This window comes from Stenotrophomonas sp. YJH_SMC_130 (genome assembly GCF_059369035.1).
Genome location: NZ_JCAFSH010000002.1, coordinates 206,118 through 226,780 on the forward strand (window position 1 = coordinate 206,118; position 20,663 = coordinate 226,780).

Genomic DNA, 20,663 nt, shown 5'->3' on the forward strand with positions numbered 1-20,663 from the left:
GCACGACGGAGCAGGCATAATGGAGCCAAGTGTAGCTGCCGCCCTGTGATGGGCCAACCGTGGAACCATGAGCAAACCCGACCCCGCGATGAATGCCCTTGGCGTGCTGGCCCTGGAACTGGCCGGCGGTGAAATCCCCCGCCAGGCGGTACTCAGCGCCGAACAGGCCGGTGAACTGGCCGATCGCGTCGGCCGCGACCTGTCCAAGCTGGTGCCGCAGGTGGCCGAGCTGGACCTGGTGTTCGCCGCCGCCCATTTCGACCCGGCCGAGGTGCTGCGCCCGGGCTGGCCGATCCATCGCCGCCTGGAAGAACTGCAGATGCGCGCCCCGGGCCGCAACCAGGGCCCGCGCCTGCTGGCCTTTGGTACCGATGCCGAGGGTGACGTGCCACTGCCGTTCCAGGCCGATGCCACGCTGGTGGGCGGTGGCCTGCGCGTGGTGCCGTTCCTGCTGACCGGCAGCGATGTGGCCACCACCAACGCGGTCGCCGATGCGCTGGAAGAAACACTGCTGGCCAACGGCATGGCGCATGCCGACACCGCGTTGATGGCACAGAACAGCTTCGGTGCCCGCATCGAACACGCGCGCTATTTCACCGTGAACGACCTGGCCGCGATGATGTCGATGCAGTACGACAACCAGGGCCTGGCCGCACTGTGGCCGCTGATCGAGACCGCGATCATGGCGCCGGGCGAGGACGAGTGGCTCAATGCCGCGCCCGAGCCGCTGCTGCGCTATACGCATGGCGAAGCACGCATGGCGCTGTTCGACCCGGCCGGTTGGTGCGCGCACTACAGCCACAGCAAGAACGATTGCGACCGCCTGAAGGGCATCTACGAGCAGTTCCTGATGCGCCAGCGACAGATGGCTGCGGTGCTGGAAGCACATGGCGTGCCGGTACTGTTCGTGCACTGCGAGGCCGGGCAGGACGCGCGCGAGCTGCTGGCGCGCTGATCTGCGGATCCGCACCGCCGGGCATGGCCCGGCGCTACCGTGCAATTGCGTTTCGCCGGGGCGCGACCGCCGTGCGTATTGCTGTAGCGCCGAGCCCATGCTCGGCTCAGGCCGCCGGAAGAGCAGCCGAGCGCGGGCTCGGCTCTACAGAAAGCGATGCAAAGAAAAACGCCGGCTTGCGCCGGCGTTCTTTGTTTCTTACGGGGCCTTCTGGATCACCGCACAGGCCAGGCGCGCGCCGGCGTTGCCGGTCGGCTGGGTCTTGTAGTCGTCCGCATCGGCGTGGACGATCAGGCCGCGGCCGATGATGTCGAAATCATCACCCTTGCCGATGTTGACGTTGCTCGACACCGGGCCGTCGATGGTGGCCACGCCCTTGTCGTCGGCCTTGATGTTGGGCATGTCGCCGCCGTGGTGCGGATCGGTGGCGACGTTGCCGTGATCCTGCTTGCCCGGGTTGAAGTGACCGCCGGCGCTCATGCCGTCCGGCGCGCTGCAGTCGCCCTTCTCGTGGATGTGGAAGCCATGTTCGCTGCCCGGCTTCAGGCCGGTGATCTGGCCGGTCACGTGGACCTTGCCATCAACCACCTTGAAGGTGACGCTGCCTTTGGTCTCGTTGCCCTGGGTCGGTGCCAGTTCGGCCGTTGCCGAAGCATCGCCCGTCGGTGCAGCCGCCGGTGCCGGGGCTGCAGCCGGCTCGGTGGTGGCGCCGTCAGCCGGCGCGGCCGGCGGGGTTTCAGTCTGCGGCGCGGCGGGCTGCTGGTTGCAGGCCGCCAGGCCCAGCGCGGCGATGGCCGCAAACAGCGAAGTGTGGATCAGACGCATTGGAATCTCTCCCTCGATGATGCCTGCAGTGATCAGCGGACGACCCGGATCACGCCACAGGCGATGCGGACGCCGGCATTGCCGGCGGGCTGGCTGCGATAGTCGTCGGCGTTGGCATGCACGACCAGTGCACGTCCGGCGATATCGGTGGCGGCGCCTCCGCCAAGGGTAACCCCCTTGAGGTGGATATCGACGTTGGCGCGGCCCTGGGCATCGGCACGCAGATTGTCCATGTCGCCCAGGTGGTGCTTGCCGGTACCGGCGCGGCCATGCGCAGCACCACCGGGATTGAAGTGATTGCCGGCACTGCTGGCATCCACTGCACTGCAGTCGCCGCGCTCATGGATGTGGAAGCCCGCCTGCTGCATCGGCTGCAGGCCACCGACCAGGCCGGTGATGTGGATGCCACCAGGCTCCACCATCAGTGCGATGCGGCCACTGACGATGCTGGCCGAGGCCGGCGCGAGATTGGCCTCGCCCTGCTTCGCAGCACTGACCACGGTCGGCGGTGGCGGCGTGGGTTCGGCCTTCTTCGGCGCACTGCCACAGGCAGACAGCAGCACGGCGGCGGACAACGGCAGGATGGCAAAGGACAGACGCATCGAAGACTCCTTGCAGGTGACACTAAGCATTGCATCGTCCATGAACGATCAACGGTTCGGCAAGCGGGCGCGAGGATCGCGTGCAGGGACCGTTCAATGGCCCCCGCGGCGGCGTCCGGCGCCCAGCTTGCGGGTAAGGGTATTGCGGCCAAGGCCCAGGCGGGCCGCGGCTTCGGCACGGCGGCCGTGGGTGATCTGCAGAGCGGCCTCCAGCAGGGCATGGTCGACCCGCTCGCGCACCTGCGCGTGCAGCCCTTCCACACCTTCGGCCAGCTGACGGCGTGCCCATTCGGCCAGCAGCGCTTCCCACTGCCCCGGATCGGCGATGGTGGTGCTGCTGCGACGACCGCGCGTACGGTTGAGCGCGGTATCGACGTCGGCCACGCCGATGGTGTCAGCGGCGGCCAGCGCGGCCATCCGCCAGCACACGTTTTCCAGTTCGCGCACGTTGCCCGGCCAGTCGTGTTCGCGCAGCGCCTGCAGCGCCGCGGCGGTGAGGCGCTTCGGTGGCGTGTCCAGCCTGCGTGCGGCGGCGGCCAGGAAGGTGCTGGCCAGCTGTGCGATGTCCTCGCGGCGCTCGCGCAGCGGCGGCAGCTGCAGGCGCACCACGTCCAGGCGATGCAGAAGGTCGGCACGGAACTTCCCCTGCGCGACCAGCCCTTCCAGGTCCTGGTGGGTGGCGGCCACCACGCGCACATCGACGCGGATCAGTTCGCGGCCACCGACGCGGAAGAACTCGCCCTGCGCCAGCACGCGCAGCAACCGGGTCTGCAACGGCAGCGGCATGTCGCCGATCTCGTCAAGGAACAGCGTGCCACCGTTGGCCTGCTCGAAGCGGCCGATATGGCGGCGCTGCGCACCGGTGAAGGCACCGGCCTCGTGGCCGAACAACTCGCTTTCCAGCAGCTCGGATGGGATTGCAGCGGTATTGAGCGCGACGAACGGACCCTGCGCGCGCGGCGATTCGCGATGCAACGCATTGGCCACCAGCTCCTTGCCGGTGCCGGTCTCGCCGGTGATCAGCACCGCCAGCGGTGCCTGCGCCAGGCGTCCAATGGCGCGGAACAGCGCGCGCATCGGCGGCGTATCACCCACCAGTTGCGGCGGCTGGTCGCTGGGCGCTTCGGTGGCGGGGCTGGGAGCGGCCAGCGCGGGCGCCACCGCCGGCAGTACCCGCTGCGCCAATGCCACCGCATCGTCCAGGTCGAACGGCTTGGACAGGAATTCATGCGCGCCGCCGCGGAACGCACCGGCCGTGCTGGCCACATCGGTATAGGCCGACATCACGACCACCGGCAGCTGCGGCAACGCGGCCTTGAGCTTGTCCAGCAGCACCAGGCCATCGTCGCCGGGCATGCGCACATCGGTGAACAGCAGCGCCGGCGGCGCGCCTTCGCCCAGGGCCTGCAGGGCAGCCGCAGCGCTGTCGAAATCGACAACCTGGTAGCCCGCCTCGCGCAGCGCGGTGCACAGCACGAAGCGCACGGCACGATCGTCATCGACCACCCAGATGCGCTGCGCGGTGGTGGGGAACTCAGACATCGCGCGGGGCCTCCTCGGCCGGGGCGGCGCCGTTGCCGATCGGCAACAGCAGGGTGAACACGGTATGGCCCGGGCGCGAGCGGTAGGTGAGCGTGCCGCGATGCTCGCGCGCCACCTGCTGGGCCAGCGCCAGGCCCAGCCCGGTGCCTTCGGCGCGGCCACTCACCAAGGGCAGGAACAGGTGTTCGGCCAGTTCCTCCGGCACGCCACGGCCGTCGTCGGCGATCTCCAGGCGCAACGCCAGCGTGTGCAGCTGCTCAGCGATGCGCACGCCATGCTCCACGCGGGTGCGCAGGGTGATGCCGCCGGCACCGGCCTGGATCGCGTTGCGCACCAGGTTCCACACCGCCTGGGTGAGGCGGTCGGCATCGCCATGGAATTCGGGAATGCTGGGGTCGTAGTCACGCTGCAGGCGTACCGCCCAGCCGGCCTCGTTCTCGGCCAGGCGCAGCACGCGCTCGAGCGCGGCATGGATGTTCAGTTCGGCGTGCGGTGCGGCCGGGGCCGGCGACAGCAGCTGGTCGAGCAGGCCGTTGAGGCGCTCGATCTCCGAGCCGATCAGCTCGATCAGCTCGCGTTCGCTGGCCTCGCGCTGGGCCGCGCGGCGGGCCAGCAGCTGGGCCGCACCCTTCAACCCGGCCAGCGGGTTGCGCAGCTCGTGGGCCAAGCCCTTCAGCGCCGCGCTGAGCGCGCTGGGCAGGGCCTGGGTCGGGTCCAGCCCGGGGAATTCATCGACCGGATGCGCCTCCAGCAGCCAGCCACCATCGTCGCGGCGACTCATCCAGCCCTCGGCGAAGCGCGGCGCTTCGCCGGGCACCGCCAGCGCCAGCCGGTTCAGGCGCAGGCTGTCGCGCTCATCGCGGGCAAGGAAATGGGCCAGTGCCTCACCCTGCACTTCCAGTGCGGCCAATGGCTGGCCCAGCAGGCGGCGCCCGCTGACGCCCAGCCAGCGCCCGAAGGCCGGATTGCAGCCGATGATGCGGCCATCGGCCCCGGCCCAGGCCAGCGGCGTGCCCAGGGCATCGAGGGACGGCGGGGGAGAGGGGTCGGACATTGCACCAATGTAGTGCAAAACGCGGGGTTCGGGGTCAGAGCCCTTTCCTCGCGGAAAGGGATCTGACCGCATGCGCTGCGGGGTCCGGGGTCGGATCCCTTTCCGCCTGGAAAGGGCTCTGACCCCTGCCGCAGGTCGAGCAAGCTCGACCACGACCACATGCGTGGCCGGTTACAGCTTCATGTTGAGGCCGACGAACACGCTGCGGCCCGGGGCCGGCGAGAACATCGGGCGTGCGCTGTCCCAGAAAAAGCTGTCGTACCAGGCGTAGGCGTACTCGCGGCCGGTCACGTTCTTCAGCTGCAGGTCCACGCTGAAACGCGGGGTGAGTTGGTAGGCCGCGCTGAGGTCGAGCACGGCGAAGCCTCCGAACTTGCCGTCCACGTTGCGCTCTTCCAGGTAGTAATCGCCCTGTGCACGCGCCTGCAGGCCCAGCCGCAGCGCATCCGTGGCGCGGTAGTCCACGCCCAGATTGCTGATGTGGCGCGGGGTGGCGGCCACTTCCCGGCCCTGCAGGGAAATGCTGGCATCGCGGTCGTCGCGGGTGATCTTCGCTTCCTGGTAGGCGTGCGACGCCCATACCGTCCAGTCGTCGCCCAGCTGCAGGCTCAACTGCGCATCCACCCCGCGCCGGCGGGTCTTGCCCAGGGTGACCGTGGTGCCGGTGGCCGGAATGTTGGACACCTCGTTTTCCGCGTCCTGCTGCCACACCGCCAGGCGTGCCTGGCTGCCGGCAAACGGCTGGAATTTCAGGCCCAGCTCCATGCCGGTGTTGGTGGACGGCTGCAGGGGCGCCTGCCCCGGGGTGAGGTAGGCCGGTGCGGTGGAGCCGGTCAGCACCTGGAAGGTGCGGCCCCAGTTCGCGTAGACATGGGTGGTCTGGCCCAGGCTGTGGATGACGCTCAGCTTGGGCTGGCCGATGCTGCCGTAGTCCTGCAGGCGGCCGCTGACGCCGTTCATCAGGTGGGTGCGGCCACTGAAGCGATCGATACGATAGGCCGGCACGATCTTCCAGGCCTGGACGGGCTGGTAGACGGCCTGCACGTAGGCGCCCCAGTTGTCGAAGCTGTGGCGATCGTTGTTCTGCACCCGCGCTGGCGGCTGGCTGAAATCAGTGGGTTCGGCGTAGGCGTAGCGCTCGCGGAGGTAGCCGTTGTCCTGCTGCTCGTAGTTCAGGCCACCTTCGACGGTGAGCGTGGGGCTGGCCTGCCAGGTGAGCGTGCTGAGCAGGCCATGCTGCCGCTCGTCCCACACGCGGCGCTGGCGCGGCAGGTTGCCGGTGGGCAGGTTGCTGAAGGTCACGCGGCGGTCGTCTTCGTAGCGGTTGTAGTACAGCCGCGTGCCAAGGGTGAGTGCGTCGGACAGTTTCATGTCCAGGTGCGCGGCAAGCTGGCGCATGTCGCGGTCATCACCATCGTTGCCGTTGCGCAGGTCGCTGCCACGGCGGTGCGTGCGCAGCTCGTCGGCGGTCATGAAGCCGGGTTCGTCGGCTTCGTGGTGGTACGCACGGGCGGTCAGGCCCACGCGCAGGCCGTCGTCCAGCGAGCCGTAGAACCACTTGCCGCCCAGCGAATATTTCTTCGAGGTGTCGTGGTCGCGGTAGCCGTCGCTGGCCTGGGTGCCGACGAAATAGTTCTGCGCGAAGCCATTGCCTTCACGGCCGACTGCCAGCTGCGCATCGCGGGTGTTATAGCTGCCGTAGGCCAGGCGCGCATCGGTGTAGCTGCCACCCTGGCGCGTACCGAAGTTCACGTTGCCGCCGATGTTGTGCAGGCCGTAGCGCGGGTCGTTGGTACCGCGCACCACTTCGATGTAGCTGATGTCCAGCGGGAACAGCATGTCGATGAAGCGCTGGTTGCCGCTGTTGACGTTGCTGGGGATGCCATCGATCAGCGTCTTGATGGCATTGAGGTAGCCCTCACCGTTGAAGGCGCGGAAGCTGACCTTGCCCGATTCGGCGCCCTGCCGGGTTTCGGTGAGCTGGATGCCGGGCATCTGCCCGAGCAGTTCCCAGCTGTGCGAGACGTTGCGGTTTTCGATCTGGTCTGCACCCAGGACGTCCACCGAGGTCAGTACCTGATGCGCACTGAGCTGGCCTTCGCCGTGCTGGTGCACCTGCACCTTGCCGAGAGTGAGCGCGGCGTCGGCGGACTGTGCGAAAGCTTCAGGAGCAAACGGTGCGGCGGCGAGGGCGGCCACCAGGGTGGGAGTCTTCATGGGAAGGGACGGCTACGATAAAATGTAATTATATAACATTTCACATGTAGCCGTTGTAGAGTCGAGCCACGCTCGACTGCTGCTGGCAAACGGCAGTCGAGCGTGGCTCGACTCTACAAAGACGGGTGGCGAGGGGGACTACACCGGGTAGCCGGTGGCTTCCCGTGCCTTCTTCCAGGCGGCTTCGAATTCACGCGCGGAAATTTCGTCGTCCTCGTCGAAATCCAGGAACGACACTGGCTGGTCGGCCAGCAGGAAGCGGTCGTCGCTGTGGGCATGCTCGTCGGCCCAGACCATCTTGGTCCCGTAGATTTCCACCTGCCGCACGATCTTCTCGCCGCGCGCTTCCATCAGCACATTGCCCTTGCCCAGGCCCGATTCGGCCCAGTGCTTGTAGTACTTCTTTGCGGCGGATTTCGCGCCGGATCTTGCGTTGTGCTTTGCGTAGGTCATTGCAGGAGCCCTGGCCGCAGGCGCGGCCGGAAAGTACGGAATGGCGCCATTATCAGGCATCCGGGGTCAGAGCCCTTTCCTTTGGAAGGGATCCGACCCTTGCCGGTTCAGTTGGGCAGGGGCACGCCCTTCGGCCACAGCATCCAGATGTTGCCCTTCTGCTTCATGTCGCCAGCCAGCTTGCCGGCGGCATCGCCGCTGCCCCAGTACAGGTCGGCGCGCACTTCGCCGGCGATGGCGCCGCCGGTGTCCTGCGCAGCCACCGGGCGCACCACCGGGGTGCCGTCCGGGCGCGTGGTGGACAGCCACAGCAGGCTGCCCAGTGGCACCACGGTGCGATCCACCGCCACGCTGTAGCCCGCGGTGAGCGGCACGTTCAGTGAACCCCGTGGCCCCTCCGGGCTGTCCGGGTTGCGCACGAAGAACACGTAGCTGGGGTTACTGCGCAGCAGTTCCGGTACGCGCGCGGGGTTGGCCCGTGCCCAGGCGCGGATCGCGTCCATGGTGACGTCTTCCTTCTTCAGCTGGCCCTGGTCCACCAGCCAGCGACCGATCGCGCGGTACGGGTGGCCGTTCTGTTCCGCATAGGCCAGCCGCACCTGCTTGCCATCGGCCAGGCGCACGCGGCCAGACCCCTGGATCTGCAGCAGCTGCAGGTCCATCGGGTCGGTCAGCCAGGCCAGTACCGGCGCCTTGGCGCCCTTGGCCGCGATGGTACCGGCGTCGTCATAGGGCTTGAGCACCTTGCCTTCGACGCGACCGCGCAGGCGCTTGCCCTTCAGTTCCGGGTAGAGGCTGTCCAGTTGCACCACCACCAGATCATCCGGCGTGCCGTAGACCGGCACCGTCGCTTTGTCGGTGCGGGTGAGGCTGCCGGGGTAGATCGGCTCGTAGTAGCCAGTAATCAACCCGTCGGCCTGGTGGCCACCGGCACGCAGCGCGTAGGCATCGAGGTCGCGCTGCAGGAACTGGCGGATCGCGGCCGGGTCCTTGTCCGCCACCGTCGCGGCGGTGGCACATGGCTTGGCCCAGACCGCATCATTCTTCAGGCGGGTGCAGCTGCTGCGCCAGGCAACGAAGCCGGCCTGCAGATCGCTGTCCGAGACCGCTGGCAGGGCTTTCCAGTCGCCCTTGGCGTAGGTGGCCGCCGGCGACGAGGTCGGCGTCGGCGCTTCGGAGCCCGTGCGGGGAGCGGTGGTGGCGCAACCGGCGAGCACCGCCGCTGCCAACAGGGTCCAGTGCTTGCGCTTGAAGAAGGTAGCGGAATCGATCATGCCGCCATGGTGGAGTGCTGGCCGCTGGGCGGCAACCCAGCGCGGGGTCAAGCGTTCATGCGCGGGGTCACGGCATCTGCAGCAGCAACGAATGCAGGATACGGGCGTCCTCGGCATCCAGCGTCTTCGGCAGGTCGTCGCGGCCACGGAAGCGGCGGTGGAAGGCGGCGACGGTGGCTTCGCGGTTGTCGAGCGGATAACCGAAGCGGGCCAGCGCATTCCACGCGTCGAAGCCTTCCGGTGCCGCGCCGTCGGCCGCGCGCGGCCAGACGCCGAAACCGGCCTCGGCCAGCTGTTGCCACGGGAAGAAGCGGCTCGGATCCTGCTTGCGCGTCGGCGCCAGGTCGGCATGGCCGATCACCTGGCGCGGCGGGATGTTCAGGCGCGTGGTGAGATCACGCAGCAGCAGGATCAGCGATTCGATCTGTGCCGCACTGAACGGGCTGCGGCCATCGTTGTCGAGTTCGATGCCGATCGAGGCCGAGTTGAGATCGGTGATGGTGCCCCAGCGCCCGGCGCCGGCATGCCAGGCACGGCGTTCATCAGCGACCAGCTGGTAACGATGGCCATCGGCGCCGATCAGGTAGTGCGCGCTGACCGGCCCGCCACTGTTGGCGGTGCGCAGCGTACGCAGGCTCTGCTGCACCGATTTCTGATCGGTATGGTGGATGACGATGATGACCGGCGTGCGCGCGTTCTGGTTGGGTGACGGCACCCAGGTGGCGAGCGGGTTGCGCGTCTCTCGTGGCGTGGAAGCGCAGGCGGCCAGCAGCAGGCAGGCCGAGAGCATCACAGTGGTGCGGATCGGGTGCATGGCCTGATTGTGCGTGATCAGGCGCGATGATGCATGCCACAAGATAGATTCTGTTGATCCGCGCCAGGCGTGGATGCGCCACTCGGGCTGTGCCGACCAACGGTCGGCACTCACCAGAGCAGACCCAGACCCTGTGCCAAGCAAGCTTGGCAACTATCAGAACCAGGACGGGGAAGTGCCGACCAACGGCCGGCACCCACCCCGTCCGTGCACCGCTGCCTCAGGCCTCGTAGGCAGACTCGCCGTGCGAAGTCACATCCAGGCCGGTGCGTTCGGCCTCTTCGGTCACGCGCAGGCCGACCACGACCTTGACCACCAGCAGGATGACCGCGGTCACCACCGCCGACCACAGTACGGTCAAGCCGACGCTGACCACCTGCACCCACACCTGATGGGCGATATCCAGATCGGCCTTGGTACCGCCCAGCGACTGTGCACTGAAAACGCCGGTGAGGATCGCGCCGACGATGCCGCCGACACCATGCACACCGAACACGTCGGCCGTGTCGTCCACTTTCAGCAGGCGCTTGAGACCGGTCACGCCCCACACGCAGACCACGCCGGCGACAAAGCCGATCACGATCGCGCCAAGCGGCCCGACGGTGCCACAGGCCGGGGTGATGCCGACCAGCCCGGCCACCGCACCCGAGGCCGCACCCAGCGCCGACGGCTTGCCCTTGCCGATCGCCTCCACCAGGGTCCAGCCAAGCACGGCAGCAGCGGTGGCCAGCACGGTGTTGAGGAAGGCCAGCGAGGCCACCGTATCGGCGGCGGCGGCGGAACCGGCATTGAAGCCGAACCAGCCCACCCACAGCAGCATCGCGCCGATGTAGGTAAACGGCACGTTGTGCGGCTTCAGCGCGGTCTGGCCGTAGCCCAGGCGCTTGCCGACGAACCACGCGCCGACCAGGCCGGCCACGCCCGCATTGATGTGCACCACGGTGCCACCGGCGAAGTCGATCGCGCCCAGTTCACCCAGGTAGCCGCCGCCCCAGACGATGTGTGCCATCGGGATGTAGCTGAGGGTGAACCACAGTGCCGAGAACAGCAGTACCGCACGGAACTTGATGCGCTCGGCGAAGGCACCGACGATCAGCGCGGTGGTGATGCCGGCGAAGGTCGACTGGAAGGCGACGAACAGGTAATCCGGCAGGCCCTTGATCGGCGTGTTGCCCACCGAATCCGGGGTGAAGCCCTTGAGGAAGGCGAACTCGGTGAACGAACCGAAGAATGGATTGCCCGCGCTGAACACCGCGCTGTAGCCGTAGGCCACCCACAGCAGCAGCACCAGCGAGAACACCACCAGGATCTGGCTGAGCACCGACAGCACATTCTTCGAACGCACCAGTCCGCCGTAGAACAGGGCCAGACCCGGCACCACCATCAGCAGCACCAGCAACGTAGAGGTAAGCATCCAGGCGACGTCGCCACGATCATAGGCGGCGGCCGCTTCGGCCACGGCCGGCGCAGCGGCGCTGGCGACCGGATCGTGCAGCGGCTCGACCGCCACGCTTTCGCTCGGCAACGGCGAGACCTGGGCCTGGGCGTGGGCGCTGCCCGGCCAGGCACCGGCGGCCAGCGCGCTGAGCAGCATCAGCAGGCACACCAGGTGGAACCGGGCTTGCCACCCGGTGAGAAGGCGCATCTTCATGGGGGGAATCTCCGGAAGGGGGTTACAGCGCGTCGGCACCGATTTCGCCGGTGCGGATGCGGATGACCTGTTCAACGGCGGTGACGAAGATCTTGCCGTCACCGATCTTGCCGGTGCCTGCCGACGACTGGATCGCTTCGATCACCGCGTCGGCACGCTCGTCGGTGACCACCGTTTCGATCTTGATCTTGGGCAGGAAATCGACGACGTACTCGGCGCCGCGATACAGCTCGGTGTGGCCCTTCTGGCGACCGAAACCTTTCACTTCGGTCACGGTGATGCCCGACACGCCTGCATCGGACAGGGCCTCGCGGACCTCGTCGAGCTTGAACGGTCGGATGATGGCGGAGATCAGTTTCATGCGCATGTCCCGATGGTGGATGGGGCCAGCGCGCCAGCGCGCGTTGGCATCAGGCAACCACAGGTCATCAGGGTGATGACCGTGGCTGTTGCACCGGACACGTACAGGGCCGGGACGGCCGTGCCTCTCTCCTTGCACGACCGACGCGGGAGGGAGGGCGGCCCTGGTCGCGTATCCGGTCTCTCTCTTGCCCCTGGGTGGAGTCAGAGCCCTTTCGCGGCGCGAAACGGATCTGACCCCCTACAACCGCGGCTCCCCAGCCGCGAGAACGGAGGCGATGGCGGCGGGTGGGAGGGGGAACCCACCGCCATCGCGCCCGGTCAGCTGGCGTAGTACAGCTGGTATTCCAGCGGGTGGGTGGCCGCGCGGAACTTGGTCACTTCCTGCATCTTCAGCGCGATGTAGCCGTCGATGAAGTCATCGCTCATCACGCCGCCGGCCTTCAGGAACTCGCGATCCTTGTCCAGTGCTTCCAGCGCCTGGTCCAGCGAGGAGCAGACCTGCGGGATCAGCTTCTCTTCTTCCGGCGGCAGGTCGTACAGGTCCTTGTCGCTCGGTGCACCCGGGTCGATCTGGTTCTTGATGCCGTCCAGGCCGGCCATCATCAGCGCGGTGAAGGTCAGGTAGCCGGACTGGATCGGATCCGGGAAGCGCATTTCGATGCGGCGCGCCTTCGGGTTGGAGACCCACGGAATGCGGCACGACGCCGAACGGTTGCGGGCCGAATAGGCCAGCATCACCGGCGCCTCGAAGCCCGGCACCAGGCGCTTGTAGCTGTTGGTGCCCGAGTTGGCGAAGGCATTGATGGCCTTGGCATGCTTGAAGATTCCGCCGATGTACCACAGCGCCAGCTGGCTCAGGCCACCGTAGCCGTCACCGGAGAACAGGTTGGTGCCGCCCTTGGACAGCGACTGGTGCACATGCATGCCGCTGCCGTTGTCGCCGACGATCGGCTTGGGCATGAAGGTGACGGTCTTGCCGTTGCGGTGCGCGACGTTCTTGATGACGTACTTCATGCGCAGCAGCTCGTCGGCCTTCTGCACCAGGGTGCTGAACTTGGTGCCGATCTCGCACTGGCCGGCGGTGGCCACTTCGTGGTGCTGCACTTCCACTTCGATGCCGACCTGTTCCAGGGTCTTGCACATTTCCGCGCGCAGGTCGTGCAGGGTGTCGGTCGGCGGGACGGGGAAGTAGCCGCCCTTCACGCCCGGACGGTAGCCGCTGTTGGCGCCGTCATACTTGGCGCCGCTGTTCCACGCCGCTTCTTCCGAGTCGACCTTGAAGAAGGTGTTGCCCATTTCGTTGGCGAAACGGACCGAGTCGAAGATGAAGAATTCCGGCTCCGGGCCGAAAAACGCGGTTTCGGCGATGCCGGAGGACTTCAGGTAGGCCTCGGCACGCTTGGCGATGCCGCGCGGGCAGCGGCCATAGGCCTGCATGGTGGCCGGATCGAGGATGTCACAGCTGATCACGATGGTCGGATCGGCGTAGAACGGATCGACGTAGGCGCTGGACGGATCCGGCAGCAGCACCATGTCCGATTCGTTGATGCCCTTCCAGCCGGCGATCGAGCTGCCGTCGAACATCTTGCCTTCTTCGAACAGCGACGGTTCGACGATGCTGACCGGGAAGGTGACGTGCTGCTCGACGCCACGCATGTCCACGAAACGCAGATCGACGAACTCGATCTGGTTGTCCTTGATCAGCTTCTCAACGTTTTCCACGGACATCGGTACGACCTCGGATGGGGATGAATGCCTGCTGAGGTAAAGCAATGACCGTGCCAACTTTTTGATACCCGCAAGTTGTTGATTTCAATATGGCTGCCCCGCGCTGGTGCAGAACGGTGCGCACCAAACCGGTGCACCCGCCATCAGACGCACCCGTTTGGTGCAGCAGGGATCGTCTATCCTCTCGACCTTCTTCCTTCCGCCGCGCGTGCCCGCACCGTCCATGTCCGACCTGCTCTCCGCCCTGCTGCTGGGCATCCTCGAAGGCTTGACCGAATTCCTGCCGATCTCCAGCACCGGCCACCTGCTCATCGCCCAGCACTGGCTGGGTGCCCGCTCGGACTTCTTCAACATCGTCATCCAGGCTGGCGCGATCGTGGCCGTGGTGCTGGTGTTCCGCCAGCGCCTGCTGCAGCTGGCCACCGGCTTCAACCAACGCGGGAACCGTGAGTACCTGTTCAAGCTGGGCGCCGCCTTCCTGGTCACCGCCGTGGTCGGCCTGGTGGTGCGCAAGGCCGGCTGGTCGCTGCCGGAGACGGTCAGCCCGGTGGCCTGGGCACTGATCATCGGTGGCGCCTGGATGCTGCTGGTGGAGGCCTACACCGCGCGCCTGCCCGACCGCGACCAGGTGACCTGGACCGTGGCGATCGGCGTCGGCCTGGCGCAGGTGGTGGCGGGCGTGTTCCCCGGTACCTCGCGCTCGGCCTCGGCGATCTTCCTGGCCATGCTGCTGGGCCTGAGCCGCCGCGCCGCTGCCGCCGAGTTCGTGTTCCTGGTCGGCATTCCCACCATGTTCGCCGCCAGCGCCTACACCTTCCTGGAACTGGCCAGGGACGGGCAGCTGGGCAGCGAGAACTGGACCGAGGTGGGCGTGGCCTTCCTTGCCGCGGCCGTCACCGGCTTCGTCGTAGTGAAGTGGCTGATGGGCTACATCAAGTCGCACCGGTTCACCGCCTTCGCCCTCTACCGCATCGCGCTGGGCGCGGCGCTGCTGCTGTGGTTGCCCTCCGGCAGCTGAACAGCACTGGGGCACGGTAACCCCATGGCCGGCCCCACCCCGTTTCCCCCACGGTTCCCCAAGGAGAATCACCATGAACCGCAAGCTCACCCTGCTCCTCCCGCTGGCCCTGATGGCCGCCTGCAGCCAGACCCCGGCCCCGGCCGGCAATGGCGGCGACGACGTGGCCCCGGCCGCGACCAAGGCAGCGGACCAGCAGACGCTGGCGCACCTGGATGCGCAGCGCCTGCAGAGCCAGCACTGGCTGCTGCAGCAGGCCACCGGCGCCGACGGCAAGCGCATCGACGCGCTGTTCGCCCGCGAAGACAAGCCGGTCACCCTGGACTTCGCTGAGGGCCGCCTGTCGGTCAGCAACACCTGCAACCGCATGGGCGGCGGCTACACCCTGGCCGACGGCAAGCTGACGGTCAGTGCGATGGCCTCGACCATGATGGCCTGCACCGACAAGGCGCTGATGGCGCTGGACGAAGCCGTGTCGAGCCGCCTGCAGGGCGAACTGAAGGCCGAGCAGGATGCCGATGGCAAGCTGACCCTGACCAACGCCAAGGGCGACGTGCTGGTGTTCAACCCGGAACCGACCGCTGAAACCCGCTACGGCGGCGCCGGCGAAACCGTGTTCCTGGAAGTGGCCGCGAAGACCGAGAAGTGCTCGCACCCGCTGATTCCGGACTACCAGTGCCTGCAGGTGCGCGAAGTGAAGTTCGACGACAAGGGCCTGAAGCAGGGTGAGCCGGGCAAGTTCGAGAACTTCTACGGCAACATCGAGGGCTACACCCACGAAGACGGCGTGCGCAACGTGGTGCGCGTGAAGCGCTACGAAGTGAAGAACCCGCCGGCCGATGCGCCGTCGCAGGCGTATGTGCTGGACATGGTGGTCGAGTCGGCCATCGAGAAGAAGTAAAACGACAGAAGGGCGGCCGAAAGGCCGCCCTTCTTCATTGTGCGTTGTAGAGCCGAGCCCATGCTCGGCTGCTGTCTATCGGGAAAAGCAGCCGAGCATGGGCTCGGCTCTACAGAAGCACATTGCCCGCTCAGGCCAATGCGGGGTTCAAGGTGTAGGTACCGTGCAGTGCCGCTTCGGCCAGCACGTGGCCGTGCATGGCCCGGTACGCGTCGGCGGCGCTGAAGCGTGCCGGCAGCTGCAGCGATGCCACGTCCAGCGCGAACACGCGGAAGAAGTAGCGGTGCACGCGCTCGTCATTGAACGGCGGATAGGGGCCGTCGTAGCCCAGGTAGTCACCGGCCATGTCCGGGTTGCCGGCGAACCAGCCGGTGAAGTCGTTCAGGCCCTGGCGGCTGCCGGCCGGCCCGGCCGGCGTGGTCTTGCCCTTCACCACGAAGCCGTCGCTGCAGCTGCCTGCGGCAATCTCGCGCACCGAAGCCGGAATATCGACCATCACCCAGTGCACGAAATCACAGCGCGGCTGGTCGCGTGGCACGCTCATGTCGGTGCGGTCGACCGTCTCCGGCACGGTCGGCACGTCCGGATCGACGCATACCAGCAGGAACGAACGGGTGCCCTCCGGCACATCGCTCCAGGCCAGGTGCGGATTGCGGTCCGGTGCGAAGCCCGCGGCATCGCCTGCGGCGAATTCGCGGTCGATCGGTGCACCGTTGGTCAGGCTGTGGCTGCTCAGTTGCATCGGCGTGTCCTCACTCTTCCGGGTAACCCAGGCGCACCGCGATCGGGGTGAGCTTGGCGAAGGCGGCGCTCATCACGTCGCGGTAGTTGCGCCAGTGGCCCGGCGGGAAGCGCGGCGCGCCCAGCTGCGCGGCCGGCGGCATCGGCCGCTCGAACAGTCGGCCCAGCAGTTCGGCCATCGCCTGCGGATCGTTGCCGATCTGGTCGATGCGCAGCAGCACCTGCGGGTACAGATCGTCCTCGTGCAGGGCGGCGACCTGGGCCAACGCGCGCGCCAGCCATTCGCTGGCTTCGGCCAGCGAGGTCATCGCCAGCGGTGCGGCGGCACCGTAGGCCACCCAGTCCAGCAGCATGTCGCGCGGATCGCGCAGCACCACCAGCAGGCGGCCCTGCGGCAACTGCGGGCGCAGCGCCCACAGCAGCGCGTTGTCCCACCACAGCAGCCAGTCGATGATCGCGTCGTCCTGCACGCCGCGCGACGGCAGCTGTTCGCGCCAGCGCTGCACCAGCCGCTCCGGCGTCAACACGCCCGAAGCGAGGTCCTGCAGCGTGTGGTAGTTCTGGAACGCGTCGTCGGGTGCGTTGGAGGTATAGCGGTCGCTGCGCAGCACCGGGCTGGCCGCAGCCAGGCCGGTCGCCACGCGCTCCACGCCCGACCCGGGCGCACCCCACAGGAAGATCGGCGCGGAAGTGGCATCACCGTCGATCTCGCCCTTGTCCGGCCAGCTCGGCGGTGCCTTGGCCTGCGGCGGCAGCGGCAGGCGCTGTGGGGCCTGGTCGGCCTGCAGGGCCAGCCAGGTCTGCAGCGCGTCTTCGTGCTGCCCGGCGCGATCCTGGATCTCGCCCAGCCAGGTGCGCAGGTCGGCACGGTGGCCTTCCGGCGCCATGCCGATCAGCGCCTGCACGCGGGCGACGGCAGCGGCCGGATCGCGCTGCAGCAGGCCTTCGACCAGGCGGGTTTCGCCACTGACGCGGCCCGGTTCAAGGCTGACGATACGCTCGGCGATCGCTTCGGCCTGCGCGTGTTCGCCCACCATGTCGTGCAGCCGCAGGCGCGCTTCCAGCGCCGGCAGGTGGCCCGGCATCGCGTCCATCCAGCGCTCGACCGTGGCGGCGGCGGTGGCACTGCCGACCTCCTCCACCGCCAGGCGTGCCAGCCACAGGTCGTGCAGCTGCGGGTGCTGCTCCAGGGCGGCATCCAGGCGTGCGCGGGCCTCGTCTTCGCGACCCAGGCGCTGCCAGGACATCAGCAGCAGCTGCAGCACGTCGCGGTCATCAGGCAGCGATTCCAGCAACGGCAGCAGGTGCTCCAGCGCCTGCAGCGGCTGGCCGCTGCGCAGTGCCAGTTCGCCGGCCAGGCGGCGCATCGAAGGCGTATCCAGGCCTTCCTGCTGCAGCGCGATCTGCATCGCCTCTGCCGCAGCTTCCAGGTTGCCCTGGCGCATGGCCAGCTGCACCACCAGGCCATGCAACGAGGCGATGGTCGGGTTCAGTTCCAGCACGCGGCGGAACGCCTGCTCGGCGAAGGCCAGCATGTTCTTGCCCAGGTAGGCGAAGCCCAGTGCGTAAAGCACGCGGATGTCGTTGGGCAGGGCCTGGTTGGCGGCCGACAGCAGCGTCAGCGCGCGATCGGCATCATCGCGGCGCAGCGCGATCATGCCATCGATGGTCAGCAGCTCCGGGTGGTCCGGTTCGACACGCGAGGCCAGCGTGGACAGGCGCTGCGCTTCATCGAAATCGTTGCGACCGATCGCCAGGTGGGCCTGCATCAGGTACGCGGCGAACGCGTTCGGGTCCAGCCCGGTGGTGCGCGTCAGTGCTTCGCCGGCGCCGTCGAACTGGCGCAGGGCCAGCAGCAGGCCAGCGTGCTGCAGGTGCAGCTGGGCGTTGTCCGGGGCCAGCTGCAGCGCCTGCTGCAGGGCCTCCATCGCGTCCTCGGCCTTGCCCTGCTGCTGCAGCGCAAGCGCCAGCCAGCGGTGGGCCTCGGCCTGGCCGGGTTCATCACGGGTCCACGCCTGGGCCAGCTGCACGGCCTGGTCGGCCTCGTTCTGGCGCAACGCTTGGATGATCTGGTCTTGCATGGCGGTCCGGTTCAAGGGCAAACCCGCATTGTAGCGGCCTGCGCGCCCGTGCCGGTTCAGCCTTGCAGCACGCGCTGCAGGCGCTGCGCCACCCAGCGCTCGGAGAAGCCGTCACCGCGCCAGTTTTCCAGGAAGCCACAGTGTCCGCCCCAGCTGGCGGTTTCCAGATGCGCCTGGTGCGGCAGCTGCCAGTCGCTGAAGGTCGCGTAGGGGATCACCGGGTCGTCCTGCGCCATCAGGATGTCGGCCGGCACCTGCAACGTGGACAGCCGATCGCCGGCAATCGAGTAGCCATCGAAATAGGCCTGCAACGAACCGAAACTGGTGTGGCGCTCGACCAGCCAGGCAGTCAGCGCGCGGATGTCCAGTTTCAGGACGCGGTCGTCGCAGTCGCTCAGTTCGGGGAACAGGTCGCGCTTGCGCCGCAGCGAACCGGCCCACTTGCGGCGGAAGTACCAGTCGTACATTGCCGGGCCGTTCTCGATGCTCTCCATGGTCAGCGCCGGGTCCAGCACCGGGCATACCGAGGCCACGCGCAGCAGCGGCACGCCGGCCGCTGGCGCGCGCTGGGCCAGGCGCAGCACGAAATTGCCGCCCAGCGAGTAACCGGCGGCCACCAGCGGCAACTGCGGCCAGCGCTGGGCGATATCGCCCGCGGCATGCACCACTTCGTCGATCAGGTTGGAGTGGAAGATGCCGGGGTTGAGATGATGGGTATTGCCGTGGTCGCGGAAATTCAGCCGCACCACGTCGAAGCCCTGTTCGAGCATGCGCGCGGCCGCCATGCGCATGTAGCTGGATTCGGCGCTGCCTTCCCAGCCGTGCAGCAGCAGGGCCATGCCCTTGGGTTCGCGGCCTTCGATGTGGCTGTGCCAGCCCTGCAGGCGCACGCCATCACCGCCGTCGAGGATCAGTTCTTCGCTGATCGCACCGGTCGCGGCCAGCAGCAGCAGGCCGCGCTGCAGGCGCATGCGGCTGGAGCTGAGCATCGACTGCAGATGCGGATTGCGCAGCCAGCGCGGGGGCTGGTAGTCAGCCGCGTGCAGCGTCGGCGTGCCGGCGTCCAGGACGGGTGGCGGGATCAGGGCCACCGCACCCTCACTCGGAGCTCATGGCCGCCACGATGCGCGCGCGCGACGTCTCCGCGATGCGCCGACGGCCTTCCAGGTCCTGCGCACCGATCGGTGCCAGGAAGTGCACTTCTGCACGCCGCGCCGGCTCACCGAGCAGGCGCAGGAAATTGGCGAAGAAACTCTCACCGGGGCCGAACGCGACAATGGTCTGCGCATCGCCCTTGAGCCCGTACACCAGTGCCACCGGCTGCACCGGCACGCCGGTTTCAACCGCGGCCTGGAAGATGCGGGCATGGAACGGGCCTACTTCGTGGCCGCCGCGGGTGCGCCCTTCCGGGAACACGCCCACCGCCTTGCCTTCGCGCAGGCGATCGGCCATCACCTGCATCACGCCACCGAGCGATTCGGTGTTGCCGCGCTGGTGGAAGATGGTCTGGCCACGCGCGGCCAGCCAACCGACCAACGGCCAGCTGGCGATCTCGCGCTTGGCGACGAAGCCCATCATGCGCTGGCTGTGCAGGATGCAGATGTCGACCCAGCTGACGTGGTTGGCGACGAACAGCACGGCGCCGGGCAACGGCGTACCGATCTGCACCAGGCGGAAGCCGAAGATCCACATCAGCCCGCCCTGCCACCAGTTGACCACTTTGGCCCCCAGGGTCGCCTCGCCCACGCGCAGTTCGCCCCACGGCCGAAGCATGCCGATCAGGATGAGCGGCAGGAACACAACGATGTGGACCAACAGCAGCGGTACGCGGTACAGGTAACGGCACACACGCGCCACGCCGCCGCGGGGGGCCGGAGTGGGGGAAGTCATCCGCGCACGATACCGGAGGGCCGTCATCGCTGCCAGCCGATTTAGGCCATAACACCCATCGACCGGGGCAATCGGCGGGGAACGCTGGGTTCCGCTGCCGTCACCGGCCGTCCGGGGCTCAGCCGTGGCCGGCCGCCACCACCGCCAGGGTCAGCCGCGAGATGCACACCAGGCGGCCCTGCTCGTCCTCGATGCGGATCTCCCACAGCTGGGTGCTGCGGCCGACGTGCAGTGCACGTGCGGTGCCGGTCACGGTGCCCGAGCGAACGGCGCGTACATGGTTGGCGTTGATCTCCAGCCCTACGCAGATCTGTTTGGCCGTATCCACGCACAGGTTGCCGGCGCTGCTGCCCAGGGTCTCGGCCAGCACCACCGACGCGCCGCCATGCAGGATGCCGTAGGGCTGGCGGGTGCGCTCGTCCACCGGCATGGTGGCCTGCAGCCAATCGTCGCCGGCCGCGCTGAAGACGATGCCCAGCGACTCGATCGCGGTGTTGCGGCTGAGCGTGTTGAGCTTCTCGAGGGAAACGGCTTCGCGGAACACCAGGCTCATG

At 67.8% G+C, this 20,663-nt stretch carries 19 protein-coding genes; 3 read left to right on the forward strand and 16 right to left on the reverse strand.

Features of this window, described 5'->3' with window-relative positions:
- The first annotated feature begins 67 nt into the window (after window positions 1-67).
- Window positions 68-955, forward strand: coding sequence for a hypothetical protein (locus AC5P5V_RS05160; protein ID WP_134969467.1), 888 nt, complete (start codon window positions 68-70; stop codon window positions 953-955).
- Between the two features lie 198 nt (window positions 956-1,153).
- On the opposite strand, the gene AC5P5V_RS05165 is transcribed toward AC5P5V_RS05160, so the two are convergent.
- From AC5P5V_RS05165 to glnA, 11 genes are all read right to left on the reverse strand, one after another.
- Window positions 1,154-1,780, reverse strand: coding sequence for a superoxide dismutase family protein (locus AC5P5V_RS05165; RefSeq protein WP_053497798.1), 627 nt, complete (start codon window positions 1,778-1,780; stop codon window positions 1,154-1,156).
- Window positions 1,781-1,812: 32 nt separating this feature from the next.
- Entirely contained in the window at window positions 1,813-2,382 is a 570-nt protein-coding gene (locus tag AC5P5V_RS05170) for a superoxide dismutase family protein (RefSeq protein WP_049439225.1), read from the reverse strand.
- A 93-nt stretch (window positions 2,383-2,475) separates the two neighbouring features.
- Window positions 2,476-3,924, reverse strand: coding sequence for a nitrogen regulation protein NR(I) (gene ntrC / locus AC5P5V_RS05175; protein ID WP_134969483.1), 1,449 nt, complete (start codon window positions 3,922-3,924; stop codon window positions 2,476-2,478).
- Window positions 3,917-4,978 carry a two-component system sensor histidine kinase NtrB gene (locus AC5P5V_RS05180; protein WP_061479397.1) on the reverse strand — a complete coding sequence of 354 codons (1,062 nt, stop codon included), beginning with the start codon at window positions 4,976-4,978 and terminating at the stop codon, window positions 3,917-3,919. Before AC5P5V_RS05180 ends, ntrC begins: the two co-directional genes overlap by 8 nt.
- Before the next feature lie 171 nt (window positions 4,979-5,149).
- Window positions 5,150-7,195, reverse strand: coding sequence for a TonB-dependent receptor (locus AC5P5V_RS05185; protein ID WP_495215821.1), 2,046 nt, complete (start codon window positions 7,193-7,195; stop codon window positions 5,150-5,152).
- A gap of 138 nt (window positions 7,196-7,333) precedes the next feature.
- Window positions 7,334-7,648 carry a hypothetical protein gene (locus tag AC5P5V_RS05190; RefSeq protein ID WP_049435786.1) on the reverse strand — a complete coding sequence of 105 codons (315 nt, stop codon included), beginning with the start codon at window positions 7,646-7,648 and terminating at the stop codon, window positions 7,334-7,336.
- A 107-nt stretch (window positions 7,649-7,755) separates the two neighbouring features.
- Complete coding sequence (gene mltA, locus AC5P5V_RS05195) at window positions 7,756-8,922, reverse strand: murein transglycosylase A (protein WP_134968128.1); 1,167 nt, start codon at window positions 8,920-8,922, stop codon at window positions 7,756-7,758.
- 67 nt (window positions 8,923-8,989) lie between these two features.
- Window positions 8,990-9,736, reverse strand: a complete 747-nt coding sequence (locus tag AC5P5V_RS05200; protein ID WP_134968127.1) for an N-acetylmuramoyl-L-alanine amidase — start codon at window positions 9,734-9,736, stop codon at window positions 8,990-8,992.
- 220 nt (window positions 9,737-9,956) lie between these two features.
- Complete coding sequence (amt, locus tag AC5P5V_RS05205; protein WP_495215822.1) at window positions 9,957-11,387, reverse strand: ammonium transporter; 1,431 nt, start codon at window positions 11,385-11,387, stop codon at window positions 9,957-9,959.
- 22 nt (window positions 11,388-11,409) lie between these two features.
- Window positions 11,410-11,748: a P-II family nitrogen regulator gene (locus tag AC5P5V_RS05210; RefSeq protein WP_004134334.1), complete on the reverse strand. Its 339-nt coding sequence runs from the start codon at window positions 11,746-11,748 to the stop codon at window positions 11,410-11,412.
- A gap of 320 nt (window positions 11,749-12,068) precedes the next feature.
- Window positions 12,069-13,478 carry a type I glutamate--ammonia ligase gene (glnA, locus tag AC5P5V_RS05215; RefSeq protein ID WP_005420964.1) on the reverse strand — a complete coding sequence of 470 codons (1,410 nt, stop codon included), beginning with the start codon at window positions 13,476-13,478 and terminating at the stop codon, window positions 12,069-12,071.
- A 223-nt stretch (window positions 13,479-13,701) separates the two neighbouring features.
- Between glnA and AC5P5V_RS05220 the strand changes: the two genes are divergently transcribed.
- Both AC5P5V_RS05220 and AC5P5V_RS05225 read left to right on the forward strand, forming a co-directional pair.
- Complete coding sequence (locus AC5P5V_RS05220; RefSeq protein ID WP_061479399.1) at window positions 13,702-14,496, forward strand: undecaprenyl-diphosphate phosphatase; 795 nt, start codon at window positions 13,702-13,704, stop codon at window positions 14,494-14,496.
- 73 nt (window positions 14,497-14,569) lie between these two features.
- Entirely contained in the window at window positions 14,570-15,397 is an 828-nt protein-coding gene (locus AC5P5V_RS05225) for an META and DUF4377 domain-containing protein (RefSeq protein WP_134968124.1), read from the forward strand.
- 130 nt (window positions 15,398-15,527) lie between these two features.
- Here AC5P5V_RS05225 and AC5P5V_RS05230 read toward each other — a convergent pair whose 3' ends face one another.
- The 5 genes from AC5P5V_RS05230 to AC5P5V_RS05250 form a co-directional block, all read right to left on the reverse strand.
- Entirely contained in the window at window positions 15,528-16,139 is a 612-nt protein-coding gene (locus AC5P5V_RS05230; protein WP_478490720.1) for a YbhB/YbcL family Raf kinase inhibitor-like protein, read from the reverse strand.
- A gap of 10 nt (window positions 16,140-16,149) precedes the next feature.
- Window positions 16,150-18,219 (reverse strand): tetratricopeptide repeat protein, encoded by a 2,070-nt coding sequence (locus tag AC5P5V_RS05235; RefSeq protein ID WP_072167383.1) that lies wholly within the window; start codon window positions 18,217-18,219, stop codon window positions 16,150-16,152.
- Between the two features lie 56 nt (window positions 18,220-18,275).
- Window positions 18,276-19,265, reverse strand: a complete 990-nt coding sequence (locus tag AC5P5V_RS05240; RefSeq protein WP_061479400.1) for a YheT family hydrolase — start codon at window positions 19,263-19,265, stop codon at window positions 18,276-18,278.
- A gap of 52 nt (window positions 19,266-19,317) precedes the next feature.
- Window positions 19,318-20,109: a lysophospholipid acyltransferase family protein gene (locus tag AC5P5V_RS05245; RefSeq protein ID WP_061479384.1), complete on the reverse strand. Its 792-nt coding sequence runs from the start codon at window positions 20,107-20,109 to the stop codon at window positions 19,318-19,320.
- A gap of 118 nt (window positions 20,110-20,227) precedes the next feature.
- Window positions 20,228-20,662, reverse strand: coding sequence for a hotdog fold thioesterase (locus AC5P5V_RS05250; protein ID WP_061479385.1), 435 nt, complete (start codon window positions 20,660-20,662; stop codon window positions 20,228-20,230).
- Window position 20,663 lies beyond the last annotated feature (1 nt).

What these genes read in the sequence shown, in the direction of transcription:
- AC5P5V_RS05210 (WP_004134334.1), bottom strand. Translation starts at nt 11,748, where the DNA reads ATGAAACTGATCTCCGCCATCATCCGACCGTTCAAGCTCGACGAGGTC.
- AC5P5V_RS05245 (WP_061479384.1), bottom strand. Translation starts at nt 20,109, where the DNA reads ATGACTTCCCCCACTCCGGCCCCCCGCGGCGGCGTGGCGCGTGTGTGC.
- AC5P5V_RS05250 (WP_061479385.1), bottom strand. Translation starts at nt 20,662, where the DNA reads ATGAGCCTGGTGTTCCGCGAAGCCGTTTCCCTCGAGAAGCTCAACACG.
- AC5P5V_RS05185 (WP_495215821.1), bottom strand. Translation starts at nt 7,195, where the DNA reads ATGAAGACTCCCACCCTGGTGGCCGCCCTCGCCGCCGCACCGTTTGCT.
- AC5P5V_RS05220 (WP_061479399.1), top strand. Translation starts at nt 13,702, where the DNA reads ATGTCCGACCTGCTCTCCGCCCTGCTGCTGGGCATCCTCGAAGGCTTG.
- AC5P5V_RS05180 (WP_061479397.1), bottom strand. Translation starts at nt 4,978, where the DNA reads ATGTCCGACCCCTCTCCCCCGCCGTCCCTCGATGCCCTGGGCACGCCG.
- ntrC (WP_134969483.1), bottom strand. Translation starts at nt 3,924, where the DNA reads ATGTCTGAGTTCCCCACCACCGCGCAGCGCATCTGGGTGGTCGATGAC.
- AC5P5V_RS05200 (WP_134968127.1), bottom strand. Translation starts at nt 9,736, where the DNA reads ATGCACCCGATCCGCACCACTGTGATGCTCTCGGCCTGCCTGCTGCTG.
- AC5P5V_RS05235 (WP_072167383.1), bottom strand. Translation starts at nt 18,219, where the DNA reads ATGCAAGACCAGATCATCCAAGCGTTGCGCCAGAACGAGGCCGACCAG.
- AC5P5V_RS05160 (WP_134969467.1), top strand. Translation starts at nt 68, where the DNA reads ATGAGCAAACCCGACCCCGCGATGAATGCCCTTGGCGTGCTGGCCCTG.
- AC5P5V_RS05225 (WP_134968124.1), top strand. Translation starts at nt 14,570, where the DNA reads ATGAACCGCAAGCTCACCCTGCTCCTCCCGCTGGCCCTGATGGCCGCC.
- AC5P5V_RS05165 (WP_053497798.1), bottom strand. Translation starts at nt 1,780, where the DNA reads ATGCGTCTGATCCACACTTCGCTGTTTGCGGCCATCGCCGCGCTGGGC.
- AC5P5V_RS05190 (WP_049435786.1), bottom strand. Translation starts at nt 7,648, where the DNA reads ATGACCTACGCAAAGCACAACGCAAGATCCGGCGCGAAATCCGCCGCA.
- amt (WP_495215822.1), bottom strand. Translation starts at nt 11,387, where the DNA reads ATGAAGATGCGCCTTCTCACCGGGTGGCAAGCCCGGTTCCACCTGGTG.
- AC5P5V_RS05170 (WP_049439225.1), bottom strand. Translation starts at nt 2,382, where the DNA reads ATGCGTCTGTCCTTTGCCATCCTGCCGTTGTCCGCCGCCGTGCTGCTG.
- AC5P5V_RS05230 (WP_478490720.1), bottom strand. Translation starts at nt 16,139, where the DNA reads ATGCAACTGAGCAGCCACAGCCTGACCAACGGTGCACCGATCGACCGC.
- glnA (WP_005420964.1), bottom strand. Translation starts at nt 13,478, where the DNA reads ATGTCCGTGGAAAACGTTGAGAAGCTGATCAAGGACAACCAGATCGAG.
- mltA (WP_134968128.1), bottom strand. Translation starts at nt 8,922, where the DNA reads ATGATCGATTCCGCTACCTTCTTCAAGCGCAAGCACTGGACCCTGTTG.